Source organism: Streptomyces anulatus, assembly GCF_000721175.1.
Lineage (GTDB): Bacteria > Actinomycetota > Actinomycetes > Streptomycetales > Streptomycetaceae > Streptomyces > Streptomyces anulatus_C.
Map to the genome: position 1 here is coordinate 110,926 of NZ_JOEZ01000024.1, position 16,804 is coordinate 127,729.

At 71.3% G+C, this 16,804-nt stretch carries 14 protein-coding genes; 1 reads left to right on the forward strand and 13 read right to left on the reverse strand.

The window, feature by feature from the left end; genetic code table 11:
• Window positions 1-41: 41 nt before the first annotated feature.
• The 12 genes from IG90_RS0126515 to IG90_RS0126575 form a co-directional block, all read right to left on the reverse strand.
• Entirely contained in the window at window positions 42-1,022 is a 981-nt protein-coding gene (locus tag IG90_RS0126515) for an ABC transporter permease (RefSeq protein ID WP_030589549.1), read from the reverse strand.
• On the reverse strand, window positions 1,019-2,203 hold the full coding sequence (locus tag IG90_RS0126520; RefSeq protein ID WP_030589551.1) for an ABC transporter ATP-binding protein: 1,185 nt from the start codon (window positions 2,201-2,203) through the stop codon (window positions 1,019-1,021). The genes IG90_RS0126515 and IG90_RS0126520 overlap by 4 nt, the downstream gene beginning before the upstream one ends.
• 27 nt (window positions 2,204-2,230) lie before the next feature.
• Window positions 2,231-3,910 (reverse strand): ABC transporter substrate-binding protein, encoded by a 1,680-nt coding sequence (locus IG90_RS0126525; RefSeq protein WP_030589553.1) that lies wholly within the window; start codon window positions 3,908-3,910, stop codon window positions 2,231-2,233.
• An 88-nt stretch (window positions 3,911-3,998) separates the two neighbouring features.
• Window positions 3,999-4,973, reverse strand: a complete 975-nt coding sequence (locus IG90_RS0126530; protein WP_030589556.1) for a LacI family DNA-binding transcriptional regulator — start codon at window positions 4,971-4,973, stop codon at window positions 3,999-4,001.
• 308 nt (window positions 4,974-5,281) lie between these two features.
• The gene (gene cimA / locus IG90_RS0126535) at window positions 5,282-6,889 is read right to left on the reverse strand and encodes a citramalate synthase (protein ID WP_030589560.1); all 1,608 of its coding nucleotides are present in this window, start codon (window positions 6,887-6,889) and stop codon (window positions 5,282-5,284) included.
• A gap of 482 nt (window positions 6,890-7,371) precedes the next feature.
• Entirely contained in the window at window positions 7,372-7,986 is a 615-nt protein-coding gene (locus tag IG90_RS0126545) for a TetR family transcriptional regulator C-terminal domain-containing protein (RefSeq protein ID WP_030589566.1), read from the reverse strand.
• A complete protein-coding gene (locus IG90_RS0126550) occupies window positions 7,983-9,029 on the reverse strand; it encodes an agmatine deiminase family protein (protein ID WP_030589569.1) in 1,047 nt (348 codons plus the stop codon). Before IG90_RS0126550 ends, IG90_RS0126545 begins: the two co-directional genes overlap by 4 nt.
• Window positions 9,030-9,205: 176 nt before the next feature.
• Complete coding sequence (locus IG90_RS0126555) at window positions 9,206-10,309, reverse strand: branched-chain amino acid aminotransferase (RefSeq protein WP_030589573.1); 1,104 nt, start codon at window positions 10,307-10,309, stop codon at window positions 9,206-9,208.
• A gap of 256 nt (window positions 10,310-10,565) precedes the next feature.
• The gene (locus IG90_RS0126560) at window positions 10,566-11,609 is read right to left on the reverse strand and encodes a 3-isopropylmalate dehydrogenase (RefSeq protein ID WP_030589576.1); all 1,044 of its coding nucleotides are present in this window, start codon (window positions 11,607-11,609) and stop codon (window positions 10,566-10,568) included.
• Window positions 11,610-11,790: 181 nt separating this feature from the next.
• Window positions 11,791-11,919, reverse strand: a complete 129-nt coding sequence (locus IG90_RS46730) for a hypothetical protein (RefSeq protein ID WP_267958700.1) — start codon at window positions 11,917-11,919, stop codon at window positions 11,791-11,793.
• 353 nt (window positions 11,920-12,272) lie between these two features.
• Window positions 12,273-12,824, reverse strand: coding sequence for a GNAT family N-acetyltransferase (locus IG90_RS0126570; RefSeq protein ID WP_030589578.1), 552 nt, complete (start codon window positions 12,822-12,824; stop codon window positions 12,273-12,275).
• Window positions 12,825-13,004: 180 nt separating this feature from the next.
• Entirely contained in the window at window positions 13,005-14,072 is a 1,068-nt protein-coding gene (locus tag IG90_RS0126575; RefSeq protein ID WP_030589581.1) for a S1 family peptidase, read from the reverse strand.
• A gap of 228 nt (window positions 14,073-14,300) precedes the next feature.
• Here IG90_RS0126575 and IG90_RS0126580 point away from each other — a divergent pair, with 228 nt between their 5' ends.
• Window positions 14,301-15,014: a nitroreductase family protein gene (locus IG90_RS0126580; protein ID WP_030589585.1), complete on the forward strand. Its 714-nt coding sequence runs from the start codon at window positions 14,301-14,303 to the stop codon at window positions 15,012-15,014.
• A 144-nt stretch (window positions 15,015-15,158) separates the two neighbouring features.
• Here IG90_RS0126580 and pruA read toward each other — a convergent pair whose 3' ends face one another.
• Entirely contained in the window at window positions 15,159-16,790 is a 1,632-nt protein-coding gene (gene pruA, locus IG90_RS0126585) for an L-glutamate gamma-semialdehyde dehydrogenase (RefSeq protein WP_030589588.1), read from the reverse strand.
• Window positions 16,791-16,804 lie beyond the last annotated feature (14 nt).

Consider the following 16,804-nt stretch of genomic DNA (forward strand, 5'->3'; position numbering starts at 1 on the left):
GATACGGGGCCGGGCGGCGTGAGCGGAGAGGTCGGGCACGGTCACGCCTCCTTCCGGGTGCGGGGGTCGAGGGCGGCGTAGACGAGGTCGGCCAGCAGGTTCGCGGCGAGGACGGAGAGCGTGATGATCAGGAAGACGCCCTGCATCAGGGGGTAGTCCTTGCCGCCGACCGCCTGGAGCAGCTGGAAGCCGATGCCCGGGTAGGTGAAGACCATCTCGACAAGCAGGGTGCCGCCGACGATGAAGCCGAGGGAGAGCGCGAAACCGGAGATGTTGGGGAGCACCGCGTTGCGGGCCGCGTAGCCGAACATCACACGCCGCTCGGACAGGCCCTTGGCCTGCGCCACCATCACGTAGTCCTCGGAGGAGACGGTGACCATCATGTTGCGCATGCCGAGGATCCAGCCGGCCACCGCGCTGAGGACGATCGTCACGCCGGGCAGGACCGCGTGGTAGAGGGCGCTGGAGATGAACGGCCAGTCGAGGGCCGGGACGAGCGCGTTGTCGTAGCCGCCGGAGTTCGGGAACAGCGGCCACTTCTCGGCGAACAGGGCGATGGCGACGAGGCCCAGCCAGAAGTACGGGATGGAGGAGATGAAGGTGGTGACCGGCAGCAGGCCGTCCAGCCAGGAGCCGCGCTTCCAGCCGCTGTAGACGCCGATGCCGGTGCCTAGCACGAAGCTGATCAGGGTGGTCATGCCGACCAGGGCCAGCGTCCAGGGCAGGGACTGGCCGATGACCTCGCTGACCGGGGTGGGGAAGAAGGTGAAGGAGAGGCCGAGGTCGCCGTCGAGGAGGTGGGCCCAGTAGTCGGTGTACTGCTGCCACATCGACTGCTGCTCGTCGAGACCGAACAGGGCCTTGAGGGAGTCGATGGCCTTGGTGTCGAGCTGCCCCTGGTAGCGGCTGAGCAGGGCCTGGACCGGGTCGCCGGGCATCAGCCGGGGGATGAGGAAGTTGATGGTGATCGCGGCCCACGCGGTGACGGCGTAGAAGGCGAGGCGCTGGAGGACGTACTTCACCGGGTGGCCTCCTTCGCGGCCGTGCCGTTGACGCCGCCGGGGTGCGCGACCGTGCCGTGCGCGGTGGCCTCACTCGCCGGCGCTCCGTCGTAGAGCCAGCAGGCCGCCCACTGGCCGTCGGGCAGGTCGAAGCGCGGCGGCAGTTCGGTGCGGCAGCGTTCCATCGCCTTGGGGCAGCGGGGGTGGAAGCGGCAGCCGGCGGGCGGGGTGATCAGCGAGGGCGGCTCGCCGGTGCCGGTCTCCTCCTGTTCCTCCTCGGCGACGATCCGGTCCGGGTCGGGCGCGGAGGCGATCAGGAGCTGGGTGTAGGGGTGGGCGGGGTGCTGGGTGACGCGCTCGCTGTCGCCGCCCTCGACGATCCGGCCCGCGTACATCACGAGGGTGGTGTCGGCGAAGTAGCGGGCGGAGGCGATGTCGTGGGTGATGTAGAGGATCGCCAGGTGGAGGCGTTCCTTGAGGTCGCGGAGCAGATTGAGGACGCCGAGCCGGATCGACACGTCGAGCATCGAGACGGGTTCGTCGGCGAGGAGGACCTGCGGGTCGGCCCCGAGCGCCCGCGCGATCGCGACGCGCTGGCGCTGCCCGCCGGAGAGCTCGTGCGGGAACCTGTCCAGGAACTGCTGGGGCGGGGTCAGCTGGACCCGGTTCAGCAGGGCGGCCAGGTTCTCCTCCAGTTCCGCCTCCCCGCTGCCCGCCCGGCCGTGGATCTTCAGGGCGCGGGTCAGGTGGTAGCGCACGGTGTGCACCGGGTTCAGCGAGGCGAAGGGGTCCTGGAAGATCAGCTGGACCCGGCGTACGTAACGGCGGAAGGACCGGCCACGACCGGCCACCACCGGTGCCCCGCCCAGCCGTATCTCGCCCGAGGTGAGCGGATGGAGCTGGGCCAGCAGGCGGGCGACGGTGGACTTGCCCGAGCCGGACTCCCCCACCAGGGCCGTGACGGTGCCGCGCCTCAGCCGGAGCGAGACGTCGTCGACGGCGTGGACGCTGCGGCGCTCGCGGGCGAACAGGTCGCGGGCGGTGCGGCGCAGGGGGAAGTGCTTGGTGACCCCGCGTGCTTCGAGCACCACGTCGGAGCCGGCCCGCGCCTGCTCGGAGCCGGTCCACGCACTCTCGGAGCCGATCCGTACGTTCTCGGTCGCGGTGCCGGTCCGCGCGTTCTCGGGCTGATCGTCGGTCATGGCCGGTTCTTCCCGTCTTCCCCGTGCCTACTTGGAGGCGGGCTTGAGGTTGAGCACGATCTCCAGCGCGGTGGGCTGCGTGTGCTGCGGCGGGGCGTACGGGTTGGCCTCGGTGGGCCAGCCGATCCAGTTCTTCGTGGAGTACTCGGCTCCGATGGGCGCGGCGGCCGTCGGGATGACGGGCGCCTCCTCGACGAAGATCTTCTGGATGGTGTTGAGGGCCTTGGTGCGGGCCTCGTCGCCGGTGGCGTTGGCGTACTCCTTGAGCGCCTCGGTGGCCTCGGGGCTCTTGAAGCGCCCGAAGTTGCCCTGCTGGGAGCTCTTGCCGACGGGCTGGAGGATCGCCCCGTCCATCATGTTCTGGTACATGTCGTAGGGCGTCGCGCCGCTGTTGGTCCAGTGCAGGGTGGCGTCGAAGTCGCCGTTGGCGACGTCCGCGCCCCAGGCCTCGGCGGTCTGCGTCTTGACCTTGGCCTCGATGCCGAGCTCCTTGACGTTGTCCTTGATGATCGCGAGCCCGGTGATGTAGTCGTTCCAGCCGGCCGGGTCGGTGAGGGTCAGCTTCACCGGCTTGCCGGACGGGTCCTTCAGCACACCGCCGCCGAGGGTGAAGCCGGCCTCGGCGAGCACCTTCTTGGCCCCGGCGACGTCGGGCCTGGTGGTGGCGTCCTGGTACTCGGGCGCGAGGAAGGGCTCACCGGCGGGGAGCGGGATGCCGGTCGGGTTGGTGATCTCCGGGTAGAGCGTGGCCTGGGCCTGGACGTGGATGGCCTTGCGGTCGACGACCATCGCCATCGCCTTGCGCAGCGCCGGGTTGTCGAAGGGCTTGCGGGCGGTGTTGAACCACAGGCCGTGGATGCCGAGGCCGGAGGGGAACCAGAGCTGGTGGTTCCTGGGGTCCTTGTCGATGAACAGCTGCTTGTGGTTCGGCATGAAGACGAAGGACCACTCGACCTTGCCGGTGGCCAGCGCGGTGGTGGCGGCGCTGTTGTCGTTGTACGCGGTGTAGCGCAGCTCCTTGACCTTGGGCGTGCCGTTCCAGTAGCTGGGCGTGGCCGTCAGGGTGGTGGTCTGCGGTGTGAACGTCTTGAGCTTGTACGGTCCGGAGCCGACCGGGGTGCGGTTGGGCCAGGTCTCCGGGTTCTCGATCTTCTCCCAGATGTGCTTGGGCACGACGAAGGTCTGGATGATCTTGTTCTGGTTGACGAACTGGGACTCCTCGAAGGTCAGAACGACCTTCCCGTCCTCGACCGCGATCCCGTCGAAGGGGATGCCGTTCCCGTTGAGCGCCGAGTGCTTCTTCAGGAGGTTGAAGGTGAACTCCACGTCGGCCGCCGTCAGGGGCTTGCCGTCGGCCCACTTCGCCCGCTCGTCCAGGGTGAAGGTGACCTTGGTGAAGTTGTCCTCCCAGGCCCATTCGGTGGCGAGCCAGGGGTCGGCCTTCTCGGTGGGCTTGATCATGTTCGTCATGGCCAGCGGCTCGTAGATCATGTAGCGGTAGCCGAGGACCGCGCCCGCCGAGGTGTTGAGGAACGGGTTGCTGTTGTTGGTCTGCGGCCCGTCCGGCTTGCCCAGGGTCAGCACGCCCCGCGCGGCGCCGCCCCCCTTGTCGGCACCCGAGTTGGCGTTCGAGCAGCCGGCGGCGAGCGCCACCACGGCGGTGGCCGCGGCGACCGCTTTGAGGGTGGTTCGACGGCGTACGGACATGGCGACTCCAGGAAGGGGCTGCCGGGGTCGGAGAGATCCCGGCGGGCGGAAGGGTGCGAAGCGGAGCGCGGCCGTGCGGCCGGGTCCGTCACGGCGCCGAGTGGCGCACGACCAGTTCGGTGGGCAGCACGGCCGGTCCGTCCGGTACGGGCGTGCCGCCGAGGTGGGAGAGCAGCATCCGGGCCGCCGTCTCGCCCATCCGGCGGGTGGGCTGGCGCACGGTGGTCAGGGGCGGTTCGGTGTGTTCGGCCATCGGGATGTCGTCGAAGCCGACGACGGCGATGTCGTCCGGGACCCGGCGTCCGGCGGCCCGCAGGGCGCGCAGCACACCGGCCGCGCTGATGTCGTTGTGCGCGAAGACGGAGTCGAACGCGACGCCGCGCGCGAGGAGTTCCTCGACGGCGAGCCGGCCGCCGCGTTCGGTGAAGTCTCCTTCGACGACCAGGTCGGTGGGCAGGACGGAACGGAATCCGCTGAGCCGGTCCCGTACGCAGCCGAAGTGCTGGGGGCCGGTCAGGACCAGGGGCCGGGAGCGTCCGGCGGCGTGCAGGTGGCGGGCCGCGGACGCACCTCCCTCGTGGTTGGTGGTCACGACGGAGGGGAATTCGGGGTGGTGGCCGCGATCGTCGATGAGCACGATCGGCAGGCCGTCGCGGTGCAGCTCGGTGAGGTGGCCGAGGGTGTTCTCGGGCTCCACGACGACGAGCCCGTCGAAGGCGCGCGCGGACACCTGGCTGGTGAAGCGCTGGACGGACTCGGCCCCGCGGTTGCAGGTGAAGAGCAGCATTCCGTAGTCGGCGGCCTCGACGGTGTCGACGACGCCCTGGAGCAGTTCGCCCATCCACGGCCAGGTCAGCGAGGGCACGAGCATGCCGACCGTACGGCTGGATCCGCGGGCGAGACCGACGGCTCCCGAGCTGGGGACGTAGCCGAGCTGTGCGATCACTTCACGAACGCGGGCGGCCGTGGAACGGTCCACCTCGCCCTTGGTGTTGATGACCCGCGACACGGTCGTCTTGCTGACGCCGGCCTCACGGGCGACATCGGCGATGGTGACACGCATCTGGGCCTCCGTTGGACCAGGCAGGAGCGGGATACGAGCAGGTGGGAGCAGCGTGGGGCAGCGCGGCGGGCAGACCGGCGACACGTCGGCCGACGCGTTCGGTACCGGTTCCGGAACCGGTACCGGCGTTGGGGCTGGAGTTAACCGCGCCGATACGGGGCCGTCAATACTTCACGTCGAGATTGGTCCGGCCCCATCTGCCCACCAGGCAGGGAGCCTTGTGTGTTCACCTCTTGAACGCGCGAAAGCCACCACCCCGCGACGGGTGGCGGCTCTCGCGCGCTGAGGTGCCGGACGTGCTGCCCTTGCTACTCCGTGGGCTCGACGCCCGCGCGCAGCAGTCCGTAGGTGTACGCGTCCTCCAGTGCCTGCCAGGAGGCGGCGATGACGTTCTCGGCGACCCCCACGGTCGCCCAGTCGCCGGTGCCGTCGCCCGTGGTGATGAGGACGCGGGTGGTGGACTCGGTGCCGGTGCGGCCCTCCAGGATGCGGACCTTGTAGTCGACCAGCTCCAGCTTGGCGAGCTGCGGGTAGATCCGCTCCAGGGCCACGCGCAGCGCACGGTCCAGCGCGTTGACCGGGCCGTTGCCCTCGGCGGTGGCGACGAGCCGCTCGCCCTTGGCCCAGAGCTTCACGGTCGCCTCGTTGGCGTGGGTGCCGTCGGGGCGGTCCTCGACGATCGCCCGCCAGGACTCGGTGCGGAAGTAGCGCCGGGCCCGGCCCTCGACCTCGCCGCGCAGCAGCAGTTCGAAGGAGGCGTCGGCCGCCTCGTAGGTGTAGCCCTGGAGTTCGCGCTCCTTGACCCGCTCCACGACCCGGCCGACCAGGGCGCGGTCGTCGCCGAGGTCGACGCCGAGCTCCTTGCCCTTCAGCTCGATGGAGGCGCGGCCCGCCATGTCGGAGACCAGCATCCGCATGGTGTTGCCGACCAGCTCCGGGTCGATGTGCTGGTACAGGTCGGGGTCGACCTTGATGGCGGAGGCGTGCAGCCCGGCCTTGTGGGCGAAGGCCGAGACGCCCACGTACGGCTGGTGGGTGGAGGGCGTGAGGTTGACGACCTCGGCGATGGCGTGCGAGATGCGGGTCATCTCGGCGAGCGCGCCCTCGGGCAGCACCTTCATTCCGTACTTCAGTTCCAGGGCTGCGACGACGGGGAAGAGGTTGGCGTTGCCGACCCGCTCGCCGTAGCCGTTGGCCGTGCACTGGACGTGGGTGGCGCCGGCGTCCACGGCGGCCAGGGTGTTGGCGACGGCGCAGCCGGTGTCGTCCTGGGCGTGGATGCCGAGCCGGGCGCCGGTGTCGGCGACGACGGTGGAGACGACCGCCTGGACCTGGGCGGGGAGCATGCCGCCGTTGGTGTCGCAGAGGATGACGACCTCGGCGCCCGCCTCGTACGCGGTACGGACCACGGACTTGGCGTACTCGGCGTTGGCGCGGTAGCCGTCGAAGAAGTGCTCACAGTCCACGAAGACCCTGCGGCCCTGTTCGCGCAGGTGGGAGACGGTGTCGCGGACCATCTCCAGGTTCTCGGCCAGGGTGGTGCGCAGAGCCAGCTCCACATGGCGGTCGTGCGCCTTGGCCACCAGCGTGATCACCGGCGCGCCGGAGGTCAGGAGTGCCTTCACCTGGGGGTCGTCGGCCGCGCTGCCACCGGCCCTGCGGGTCGCGCCGAACGCCACGAGCTGGGCGTTCTCGAAGGTGATCTCCTGCTGGGCACGGGCGAAGAACTCCGTGTCGCGCGGGTTGGCCCCCGGCCAGCCGCCCTCGATGTATCCCACACCGAAGGTGTCCAGATGACGGGCGATGGTCAGCTTGTCGGCGACCGTCAGGTTGATGCCCTCACGCTGAGCACCGTCGCGCAGTGTGGTGTCGAAGACATGGAAACTGTCGTCGGGGGCCGTGGCCTTGGTGGTCATGCTGATCTGACTCCTGTCGGATGAGTGGATCCGGACGGTCGGGGGCCTGTTCGGGGTTCCCCACGCGAAGCGCGGGCGCGGCGGCGTTCGGTGCGTGCGATCGGCGTGCGTGCTGGGCGTCGCCGCGCAGACGGGGAACCCGGAACAGGCCCCAGCTCCACTTGCCCCCATCATCCCGCGCGCTCCGCCCCGGCCCTGGGTGCGGGCCGGAAAACGAAAAAACCCCTCGCGGGTGCGAGAGGTCTGCGCGCGGGTCTGGGGCACGATGGCCGCGCCGTACATGGTGGTACGGGGCGGTCACTGCGGACCGGCGCGCCTGCTGCCAATAATCATGACGAACGAGGACACAGCAGAAGTCTCGCACAGCGACGGCGCCGTGACGGCGGTGTCTCAGGATGCGGTCGTGACGCTGGTCGCACTCGTGCCGCACGGTGGGGTACGGGCGCCGTGAGCGCGGGTCACGGGCGCCGTGAGCGCGGTGCTCACGCGGGGCCCCGCGTCAGCGTCTCGTCGAGGAACTCCGCCGCCTGCGCCAGCACCCGCTCGCGCCCCGTCCCCGGGATCCCGACCGTCAGATGGACGCTGAACCCGTCGAGCAGCGCCCGCAGCCGGGCGGCGAACCGGTCGGCGTCCACCGGCCGGAACTCCCCGCGCGAGACTCCCTCGGCGAGCAGCGCCACCAGGTCGCGGTGCCAGGCGCCCTCGATGGCGGCCTGCCGGGTGCGGGCGTCGTCGTCGGCGTTCCGCGAGCGGCCCCAGACCTCCAGCCAGAGCGTCCAGTGCGGGTCCCGGTGCCCGGCGGGGAGGTAGAGGCCGATGTACGCGTCCAGCCGCTCGCGGGCCGTCCCCGGTTCGGCGAGGAGGGCGCGGCGCTCGGCCCCGAGGCGGTTCTCGCTCCACTCCAGGGTCCGCAGGAGCAGTTCGTCCTTGGTGCGGAAGTAGTAGAGCAGGTGCCCGCTGCTCATCCCCACCTCCCGCCCGAGCCCGGCCATGGTCAGCCCGTCGAGCCCGCGCTCGGCGATGGTGGCCATGGCGGCGGCGAGGACGTCCTCGCGGGGCGGGGCGGCGTGGTGGGTGCGGCGGGGGGCGGGGGTCATGGGTTGACTCGGACCTTCGGCTGCTGCTGGGTGATGCAGTGGATGCCTCCACCGCCGGCAAAGATCCTACGGGCGTCGACCGGTGTCACCGTACGGTCCGGGAACAGGCCCCGGAAGATCGCGGCGGCCTCCTCGTCGCGCGGGTCGTCGAAGGCGCAGAGGACCACGCCGTCGTTGCAGAGGTAGTGGTTGATGTAGGAGTAGTCGACCCACTCCCCGTCCTCGTCGCGCAGCACGGTGGGCGCGGGCACCTCGACGACTTCCAGAGGGCGGCCCCGGGCGTCGGTGGCGGCCCGCAGCACGGCCAGCAGCTCCCGGGTGACCTCGTGGTCGGGGTGGGCCGGGTCCGGCTGGACGTGCGCGACGACGGTGCCCGGGCGGGCGAAGGCGGCGACGATGTCGACATGGCCGAGCGTGCCGTACGTCCCGTAGTCGCCGGTCAGCCCCCGCGGGAGCCAGATGGCCTTCTCGGTGCCGAGCCTGGCGTGGATCTCCGCCTCGACCTGCCCCTTGCTCCAGCCGGGGTTGCGCTCCTCGCCGAGCTGGACGGTCTCGGTGAGCAGGACGGTGCCTTCGCCGTCGACGTGGATCGCGCCGCCCTCGTTGACGAGCGGGGAGCCGTGGGCGGGGGCCCCGGCCAGCTCGGCGACGGCCCGGGCGATGTGCTGGTCGTGCTCCCAGCGGGCCCAGCCCTGGGCGCCCCAGCCGTTGAACGTCCAGTCGACGGCGGCGAGCGTGCGGCCGTCGGTGACGAAGGTGGGGCCGATGTCCCGCATCCAGGCGTCGTCGAGCGGCCGCAGGACCAGCTCGACGTCCGGCCCGAGCAGCGCGGCGGCACCCGCCTCCTGACCGGGCCCGACGACCATGGTGACCGGCTCGAAGCGGCGTACGGCACGGGCGACGTCGGCCCAGGCGCGACGGGCCTCGTCCAGCTCGGCGTCGGAGGCGAAGGTGGGGTTGGGCCCGGGCCAGGCCATCCAGGTGCGCTCGTGCGGGGCCCACTCGGGGGGCATGCGGAAGGGTGAGGGGGCGGCGGCCGGCATGGGGAGCTCCTGGAGCGACTGATGGTTAGAGTGGCACTCTAACCACCGCGCACAGCCGCACGAAAGGTTCTCGGAGCCTCTTTGAGCGGCGCTCGATTCTCCGTGGACGGAAAAGGCCGCACCTGGCGACGGGCGCAGGGTGCGGCCTGATCCTGGAGCGGTGGGCCCCCCGGCCCTCAGCCGAGCGGGTGCATCCAGCCGTGGGTGTCCTCGACGACACCGCGCTGGATGTCGAGAAGGCGCTCCCGCAGCTTCATGGTGACCTCGCCGGGCTCGCCCTCGCTCTGGGTCCACTCGCCGCCCTCGGACTTCACCAGGCCGACGGGAGTGATGACGGCGGCGGTGCCGCAGGCGAAGACCTCGACGAGGGTGCCCTTCGCGGTGTCGTCGCGCCACTGGTCGATGGAGACCCGGCCCTCCTCGGAGCCGTAACCGAGGTCGCGGGCGACCTTGAGGAGGGAGTCACGGGTGACGCCGGCGAGGAGGGAGCCGGTGAGGGCGGGCGTGATGATCTTCTTGGAGCCGTCCTCCTGGGCGTACACGAAGTAGAGGTTCATGCCGCCGAGCTCCTCGACCCACTTGTGCTCGACCGCGTCGAGGTAGGCGACCTGGGCGCAGCCGTGTGCGGCGGCCTCGGCCTGGGCGAGGAGGGAGGCTGCGTAGTTGCCGCCGGTCTTGGCGTCGCCCATGCCGCCCGGGACGGCGCGGACGCGGTTCTCCGAGAGCCAGATGGAGACCGGCTTCACACCGCCGGGGAAGTAAGCGCCGGCGGGCGAGGCGATGACCAGGAAGAGGTACTCGTTGGCCGGCTTCACGCCGAGGCCGACCTCGGTGGCGATCATGAACGGGCGCAGGTAGAGGGACTCCTCGCCGCCGTGCGCCGGGACCCACGCCTTGTCCTGCTGCACCAGCGCGTCGCACGCCGCGATGAACGTCTCGACGGGCAGCTCGGGCATGGCGAGCCGGGCGGCCGAGCGCTGGAAGCGCCGGGCGTTGGCGTCGGGGCGGAAGGAGGCGACCGTGCCGTCGGGCTGGCGGTAGGCCTTGAGCCCCTCGAAGATCTCCTGCGCGTAGTGCAGGGTCATGTTGGCCGGGTCCAGCGACAGCGGGCCGTAGGGGACCAGTTCGGCGTCATGCCAGCCGCGGCCCCCGGTCCAGCGGATGGTCACCATGTGATCGGTGAAGTGCCGGCCGAATCCGGGGTTGGCCAGGATCGCCTCGCGCTCCGCGTCGGACAGCGGGTTCGAGGAGGGCTTGAGCTCGATCGTGGGCGTCGTCATGAGTGCGTGTCCTTCACCGGTCTTGTGTGTGATGGACCGCGCTCACGCCCGTTCATGCCCGACGCTTTTCGGCCAGGTCCTAGGACGTCCGAGCTTTACCGCAAGCCACGGCCCCGCGTTCGATTATCCCTTGCGGGGGGCCGTGCACGAAATGGTGTGAATGCGGTCCAGGGGTCGATGGTGGCACCCGGGGGCCGCACAGGTGAAGCCGCCGGGCGCTTTCGCTGACCCGGCGGCTTCGAATGGAGTCGTCGGGTCAGCCCGCTACGCGTACCGCGAGGGCGTCGCCGATCTCGTCGGTCGTCCGCGTGGCGTTCTCGTCGCGCTCCGCGAGATCGGCGGAGACGGCGTCCTCGATGCGCGCGGCCTCGGTCTCGTAGCCGAGGTGGCGCAGCAGGAGGGCGACGGAGAGGACCGTGGCGGTCGGGTCGGCCTTGCCCTGCCCCGCGATGTCGGGGGCGGAGCCGTGGACCGGCTCGAACATCGACGGGAACGCGCCCGTCGGGTTGATGTTGCCGGAGGCGGCCAGGCCGATACCGCCGGTCACGGCGGCGGCGAGGTCGGTGAGGATGTCGCCGAAGAGGTTGTCGGTGACGATGACGTCGAAGCGCTCCGGCTGGGTGACGAAGAAGATCGTCGCGGCGTCGACGTGCAGGTAGTCGGTGCTGACCTGCGGGTACTCGACGGCGACCCGGTCGAAGGTGTTCTTCCACAGGTGGCCGGCGTAGACGAGGACGTTGTTCTTGTGGACCAGCGTCAGCTTCTTGCGGGGGCGGGCCGCCGCGCGCTCGAAGGCGTCCCGGACCACGCGCTCGACGCCGTACGCCGTGTTGAGGCTGACCTCGGTGGCGACCTCGGCGGGGGTGCCGGTGCGCAGCGAGCCGCCGTTGCCGGTGTACGGGCCCTCGGTGCCCTCGCGGACGACGACGAAGTCGATGTCGGGGCGGCCGGCGAGCGGGGTCGCGGTGTTCGGGAAGAGCTTGGAGGGCCGCAGGTTGATGAAGTGGTCGAAGGCGAAACGCAGCTTCAGCAGCAGCCCGCGCTCCAGGACGCCGGACGGCACGGACGGGTCGCCGATCGCGCCGAGGAGGATGGCGTCGTGGTTCTTGAGGGCTTCCAGCTCCGCGTCCGGGAGGGTGTCACCGGTGCGGTGCCAGCGCTGGGCGCCGAGGTCGTACTCCTTGGTCTCCAGCTTCACATCCTGCGGGAGGACAGCGTTGAGGACCTTGAGGCCCTGGGCCACGACTTCCTGGCCGATTCCGTCACCGGGGATCACTGCGAGATCGATGCTGCGAGACATGCCGGAAGCCTAACGGTGCGTCCCACCCCATGACATCCGACGTCCACCATGCGGACGGAACGCAGGGGCCGCGCTGGTGATCGGTGTACGGGCGGGCGGATACAGGTGCGAGGGGGGTGGGTGCGCGCGGGTGGCCGGGGGCGGATGGCGGGCCCCCGGCTCACGGGCGCGAACCCTCGGCTCAGTGGCCGGTCGAGCCGCCGTTGTCGCGGCGGTCGAGGGCGCGCTGGAGGGCGGCTGCGGCGTTGCGGCGCTCGGCCTCGGCCTGGCGGGAGGTGTGACGGACGCGGCGGACAGTGGTCTCGGCCATGATGGATCGACTCCTTGAGATCGCGTGGACGTCGGGGCCGGGAGGCGGGCCGGGGCCGGCGACCGGCGGGCGGTCGCGGTACCGGGCGAGCGGCACGGCATCGATCGGTCGGGATCGGATTTCGAGGTGCCGGAAGGGGCGGGGAGCGTACGCCGCAGGGGTTGCCTGCTTCGGGGCGTGCGCCCGCATCCGCCGGTCGCTCGATCGAGCGATTCGTTCGGCTCCCACCAAGTTAGGACAGTCGGGCCGTCCTGTCTCCACAGTTACTCGGACTTCCTACTATCTGAGACGGCTCATCGGATCGGACCAGGTCACAGCGGTGGAGGGAGTCCGTCCCCGAACGGCCCGCCGGCTCAGAGCAGGTCGCCGTCCCGCCAGTCGAACTGGAGCGGGTGGCCGGGGGCGGGCAGGGGGCGTCCGGCCGCGGGGCGGATGTAGGTGGCGCCCTCCTCCTCGGGCAGCGGTACGGGACCCGAGGGGCCGAGGGCGGCGAGCCGGCCCGGCCACACCTGCCAGCCGCGCGCCGCGTACAGGGCCGCGCCGGCGTCGGAGGCGGACAGGGCCCCGAAGTCGTACGCCGCGTCGACGACCTGTTCCAGCGCGGCCATCACGTGGTGGCCGAGACCTTCGCGGCGGCGGTCGGCGCGGACGGCGACGGCTTCGACGTATCCGGCCCGGTAGGAACGGCCCGCGTGCAGGACCCGGCGCTGGACGACGCTGCCGTGGGCGATCAGGAGGCCGTCGGCGTCGTGTACCAGGGCGTGGACGCCGCCGAGGGAGTGCTCCCAGTCCTCGTCGGTGAAGTCGCCGTCGAAGGCGGTGTCGAGCAGATCGCGGATCCGGCGCCGTTCGGAGGCGGTGAGCGCGGAGGTGTGGGCGGTGTGCGGCGCGGGAGACCGGTCCATGGCACCAGCCTGCCAGGCCGCTTCCCCCGCCCGCACGCGAATAGCGGCCCCCCGCCCGTGCGCGAAGGCCCCTCCCCCGCCGTTGAACAGCGCCTCCGCACGCGAAGGCCCGCCCGGACCGGGGGGCGCGGTGGTCCGGGCGGGCGTCGGGCTCGCAGGGATCCCGTGGGTGCCTACGGGTCAGTACACCGTCACGCCGTACGCCGAGAGCGCCTCGGTCACCGGCTGGTGGATGGCCGAGCCCGCGGTGCCCGAGCAGCCGGAGCTGCCGGAGTGGATGCCGAGGGCGACGGATCCGGCGAAGTGGGCGCCGCCGCTGTCTCCGCCGGCCGAGCAGGCGGTGGTGCGGACCATGTTGTACACGGGCCCGTCGCCGTAGTTGACGGTGACGTTGACGGCGGTGACGGTGCCGCTGGTCACCTTGGTGGTGGAGCCGCTCTTCTGGATCGCCTGCCCGACGACGGCGTTGGCGGCGGAGGTGATGTCCCGGGTGGAACCGTTGTAGAGGTTGACCGTTCCGGCGGGCGAGGAGCCGTCGGTGTAGCGGACGATGCCGTAGTCGTTGGTCGGGAAGCTGGTGCCCTCCCGGACGCCGATGACCGAACCACCGCTGCTGGCGGACCAGTTGGCGGAGATGTTGGTGCAGTGTCCGGCGGTCACGAAGTAACGCGCCCCGCCCTTGGTGACGTTGAAGGCCGCCGAGCAGCGGCTGCCGCCGCCGTAGATCGCCCCGCCGCCCAGCACCTCCCGGTGGAAGACGCCGGGGACGCGCTTGATGTCGACCGCGCCGTCGAGCCGTTCGGCGACGGCTTCGAGGCGGGCCATGTCCCGTGCGGAGACGGAGGAGTCGGCCTCGACGGCGACCCGGTTGGTGCGCGGGTCGACGCCCCAGGAGGTGCCGGTGATCTTCGCCTCGGCCTCCAGGGTCCGCATCGCGGCGTCGAGTCGGGCGGCGCTGCGGGTCACCCGGCGTACGGTGGCGCCGGCGGCGCGGGCCTGCTCCTCGGCCCGGTCGGTGGTGACGGTGACGACCAGCTTCCCGGTCTTCGCGTCGAGGTAGGTGCCGGCGGTGGCCGCGCCGAGCTGTCGTTCGACGGTGGCGTCGAGCGCGTACGCGGACGGGGCGGGGATCGCCGAGGGGGCGGCGGCCGGGGCGTCGGCGGCGGTCGAGGGGGCGGCTCCGAGGCCGAGGGCGCCGGCGACGAGCAGCAGGGAAACGCCCAGGCGCGCACGGGAGTTACGTCTCATGGGGGGGGAGCTCCTTCTGGGGTGACGTGTGGGGACGTACCGAGAAGGAATTTGACATGCACATTACCTATCCCACAAGACCGCGTGGCCCGGTGACCGGCTGGGCGGACGGGCGGTGACCCGCTGGGCGGTCGGACCGCACCGGTCACCGGACGCTGACCGGGTCCGGCTCCCCGCCTGTCCGAAGTGCCGCTTCCCCCGGACGCCCCCGCCGCGCACACTGCGGCCATGTCCGACACGACGCCCTCACCCGCGCGGCAGTGGTCGCCCACCCATGGCGCCCCGTACCGCCCCACGCCCTACCGCCCCGAGCGGATCGCCCCCGAGGAGTCCCTCGCCCGCGCCGCCCGGCTGCGGGAGCGCATGGACGAGCGCAGGACCGTCCGCGCCTTCTCCCCCGACCCGGTCCCCGGGCAGGTGCTGCACGACGCCATCGCGTGCGCGGCCACCGCCCCTTCCGGCGCGCATCAGCAGCCGTGGACCTTCGCCCTGGTCAAGGACCCCGAGGTCCGCCGCCGGATCCGGGAGGCCGCCGAGCACGAGGAGGAGGTGAGCTACGACGGGCGGCTCGGCGAGGAGTGGCTGGCCGCGCTGCGACCGCTGGGCACGGACGCGGTGAAGGCCCATATGACGGACGCGCCCGCCCTGATCGTGGTGTTCCAGCAGCGCTACTGGCTGGGCGAGGACGGCACGAAGCGCAAGCACTACTACGTGGACGAGTCGGTCGGGATCGCGGTGGGCATGCTGCTCACCGCCCTGCATCTGTCCGGTCTCGCCGCGCTGATCCACACCCCGAGCCCGATGCGCTTCCTCGGCGAGGTCCTGAACCGGCCCGAGAACGAGAAGGCGTTCGCCGTGATCCCCGTCGGCTATCCCGCCGACGACTGCGTGGTCCCCGACCTGGTGCGCAAGTCGCCGTCCCAGGTGCTCGTGGAGATCTGAGGGGCCCGCCGACGACCCCGTACGAAGTGGCGTATGGAAACCGCCCCCCGGCCGGCAGGGGGGCCGGTCGGGGGGCGGTGCTCAGGGGGTCTCCGGGGAGACCGTGAGGCCCGGGGCGTCGTGCTGCGGCGCCCCGGGAGGGCGTCAGCCCTGGTGGGGGTAGGTGTACTCGGTCGGCGGGACCAGCGTCTCCTTGATGGCCCGGGTCAGGGTCCAGCGCTGGAGGTTCTGCGGGGCGCCCGCCTTGTCGCAGGTGCCGGAGGCGCGGCCGCCGCCGAAGGGCTGCTGGCCGACGACGGCGCCGGTCGACTTGTCGTTGATGTAGAAGTTGCCCGCGGCGTAGCGGAGCTTGTCCATCGTGTACGCGGCGGCCGCGCGGTCACCCGCGATGACCGAGCCGGTCAGCGCGTAGTCGGAGACCGACTCCATCTGCTCCAGCATGGCGTCGTACTTCTCGTCCTCGTACACGTGGACCGCGAGGATCGGACCGAAGTACTCGGTCGTGAAGACCTCACTCCCGGGGTCCGAGCACACGATGACGGTGGGGCGGACGAAGTAGCCCACCGAGTCGTCGTAGGTGCCGCCCGCGATGACCGTGCACGCCGGGTCGGACTTCGCGCGGTCGATCGCGGCCTTGTTCTTGGCGAACGAGCGCTCGTCGATGACGGCCCCGATGAAGTTCGACAGGTCGGTGACGTCGCCCATCGTGATGGAGTCGACCTCGGCCGCGAACTCCTCCTGGAAACCGGAGTTCCAGATGGAGGCCGGGACGTACGCCCGCGAGGACGCCGAGCACTTCTGGCCCTGGAACTCGAAGGAGCCGCGGGTCAGCGCGGTCTTCAGGATGGCGCGGTCGGCGCTGGGGTGCGCGACGACGAAGTCCTTGCCACCGGTCTCGCCGACGAGCCGCGGGTAGGTGCGGTAGTTGGCGATGTTGTTGCCGACCGTCTTCCACAGGTGCTGGAAGGTGGGGGTCGAGCCGGTGAAGTGGATGCCGGCCAGGTCGCGGTGGTTCAGCGCCACCTCGGAGACGGCGATGCCGTCGCCGGTGACCAGGTTGATGACGCCCTTGGGCAGACCGGCCTCCTCCAGGAGCTGCATCAGCAGCACGGCGGCGTGGGTCTGGGTCGGGGACGGCTTCCACACCACGACGTTGCCCATGAGGGCGGGGGCGGTGGGGAGGTTGCCCGCGATGGCCGTGAAGTTGAACGGCGTGATCGCGTAGACGAAGCCCTCCAGCGGGCGGTGGTCCATGCGGTTCCACACGCCCGGGGAGTTCGCCGGGGGCTGCTCGGCGAGGATCTGGCGCGCGTAGTGCACGTTGAAGCGCCAGAAGTCGATGAGCTCGCAGGGGGTGTCGATCTCGGCCTGCTGGGCGGTCTTGGACTGGCCGAGCATGGTGGAGGCGGCCAGCGTCTCGCGCCAGGGGCCCGCCAGCAGCTCTGCGGCGCGCAGGATGATCGCCGCGCGGTCGTCGAAGGACATCGCGCGCCAGGCCGGAGCGGCGGCCAGGGCCGCGTCGATGGCGTCCTGCGCGTCCTGTTCGGTGGCGCCGGCGAAGGTGCCGATGACGGCCTGGTGGTTGTGCGGCTGTACGACGTTCACACGCTCGCCGCCGCCCATCCGCTTCTCGCCGCCGATGGTCATCGGCAGGTCGATCGGGTTCTCGGCGAGCTCCTTGAGCTTCAGCTCCAGGCGGGCGCGCTCCGGGGAGCCCGGGGCGTAGGAGTGGACCGGCTCGTTGACCGGCGCGGGGACCTGGGTGACGGCGTCCATGGTTGCCTTGTCTC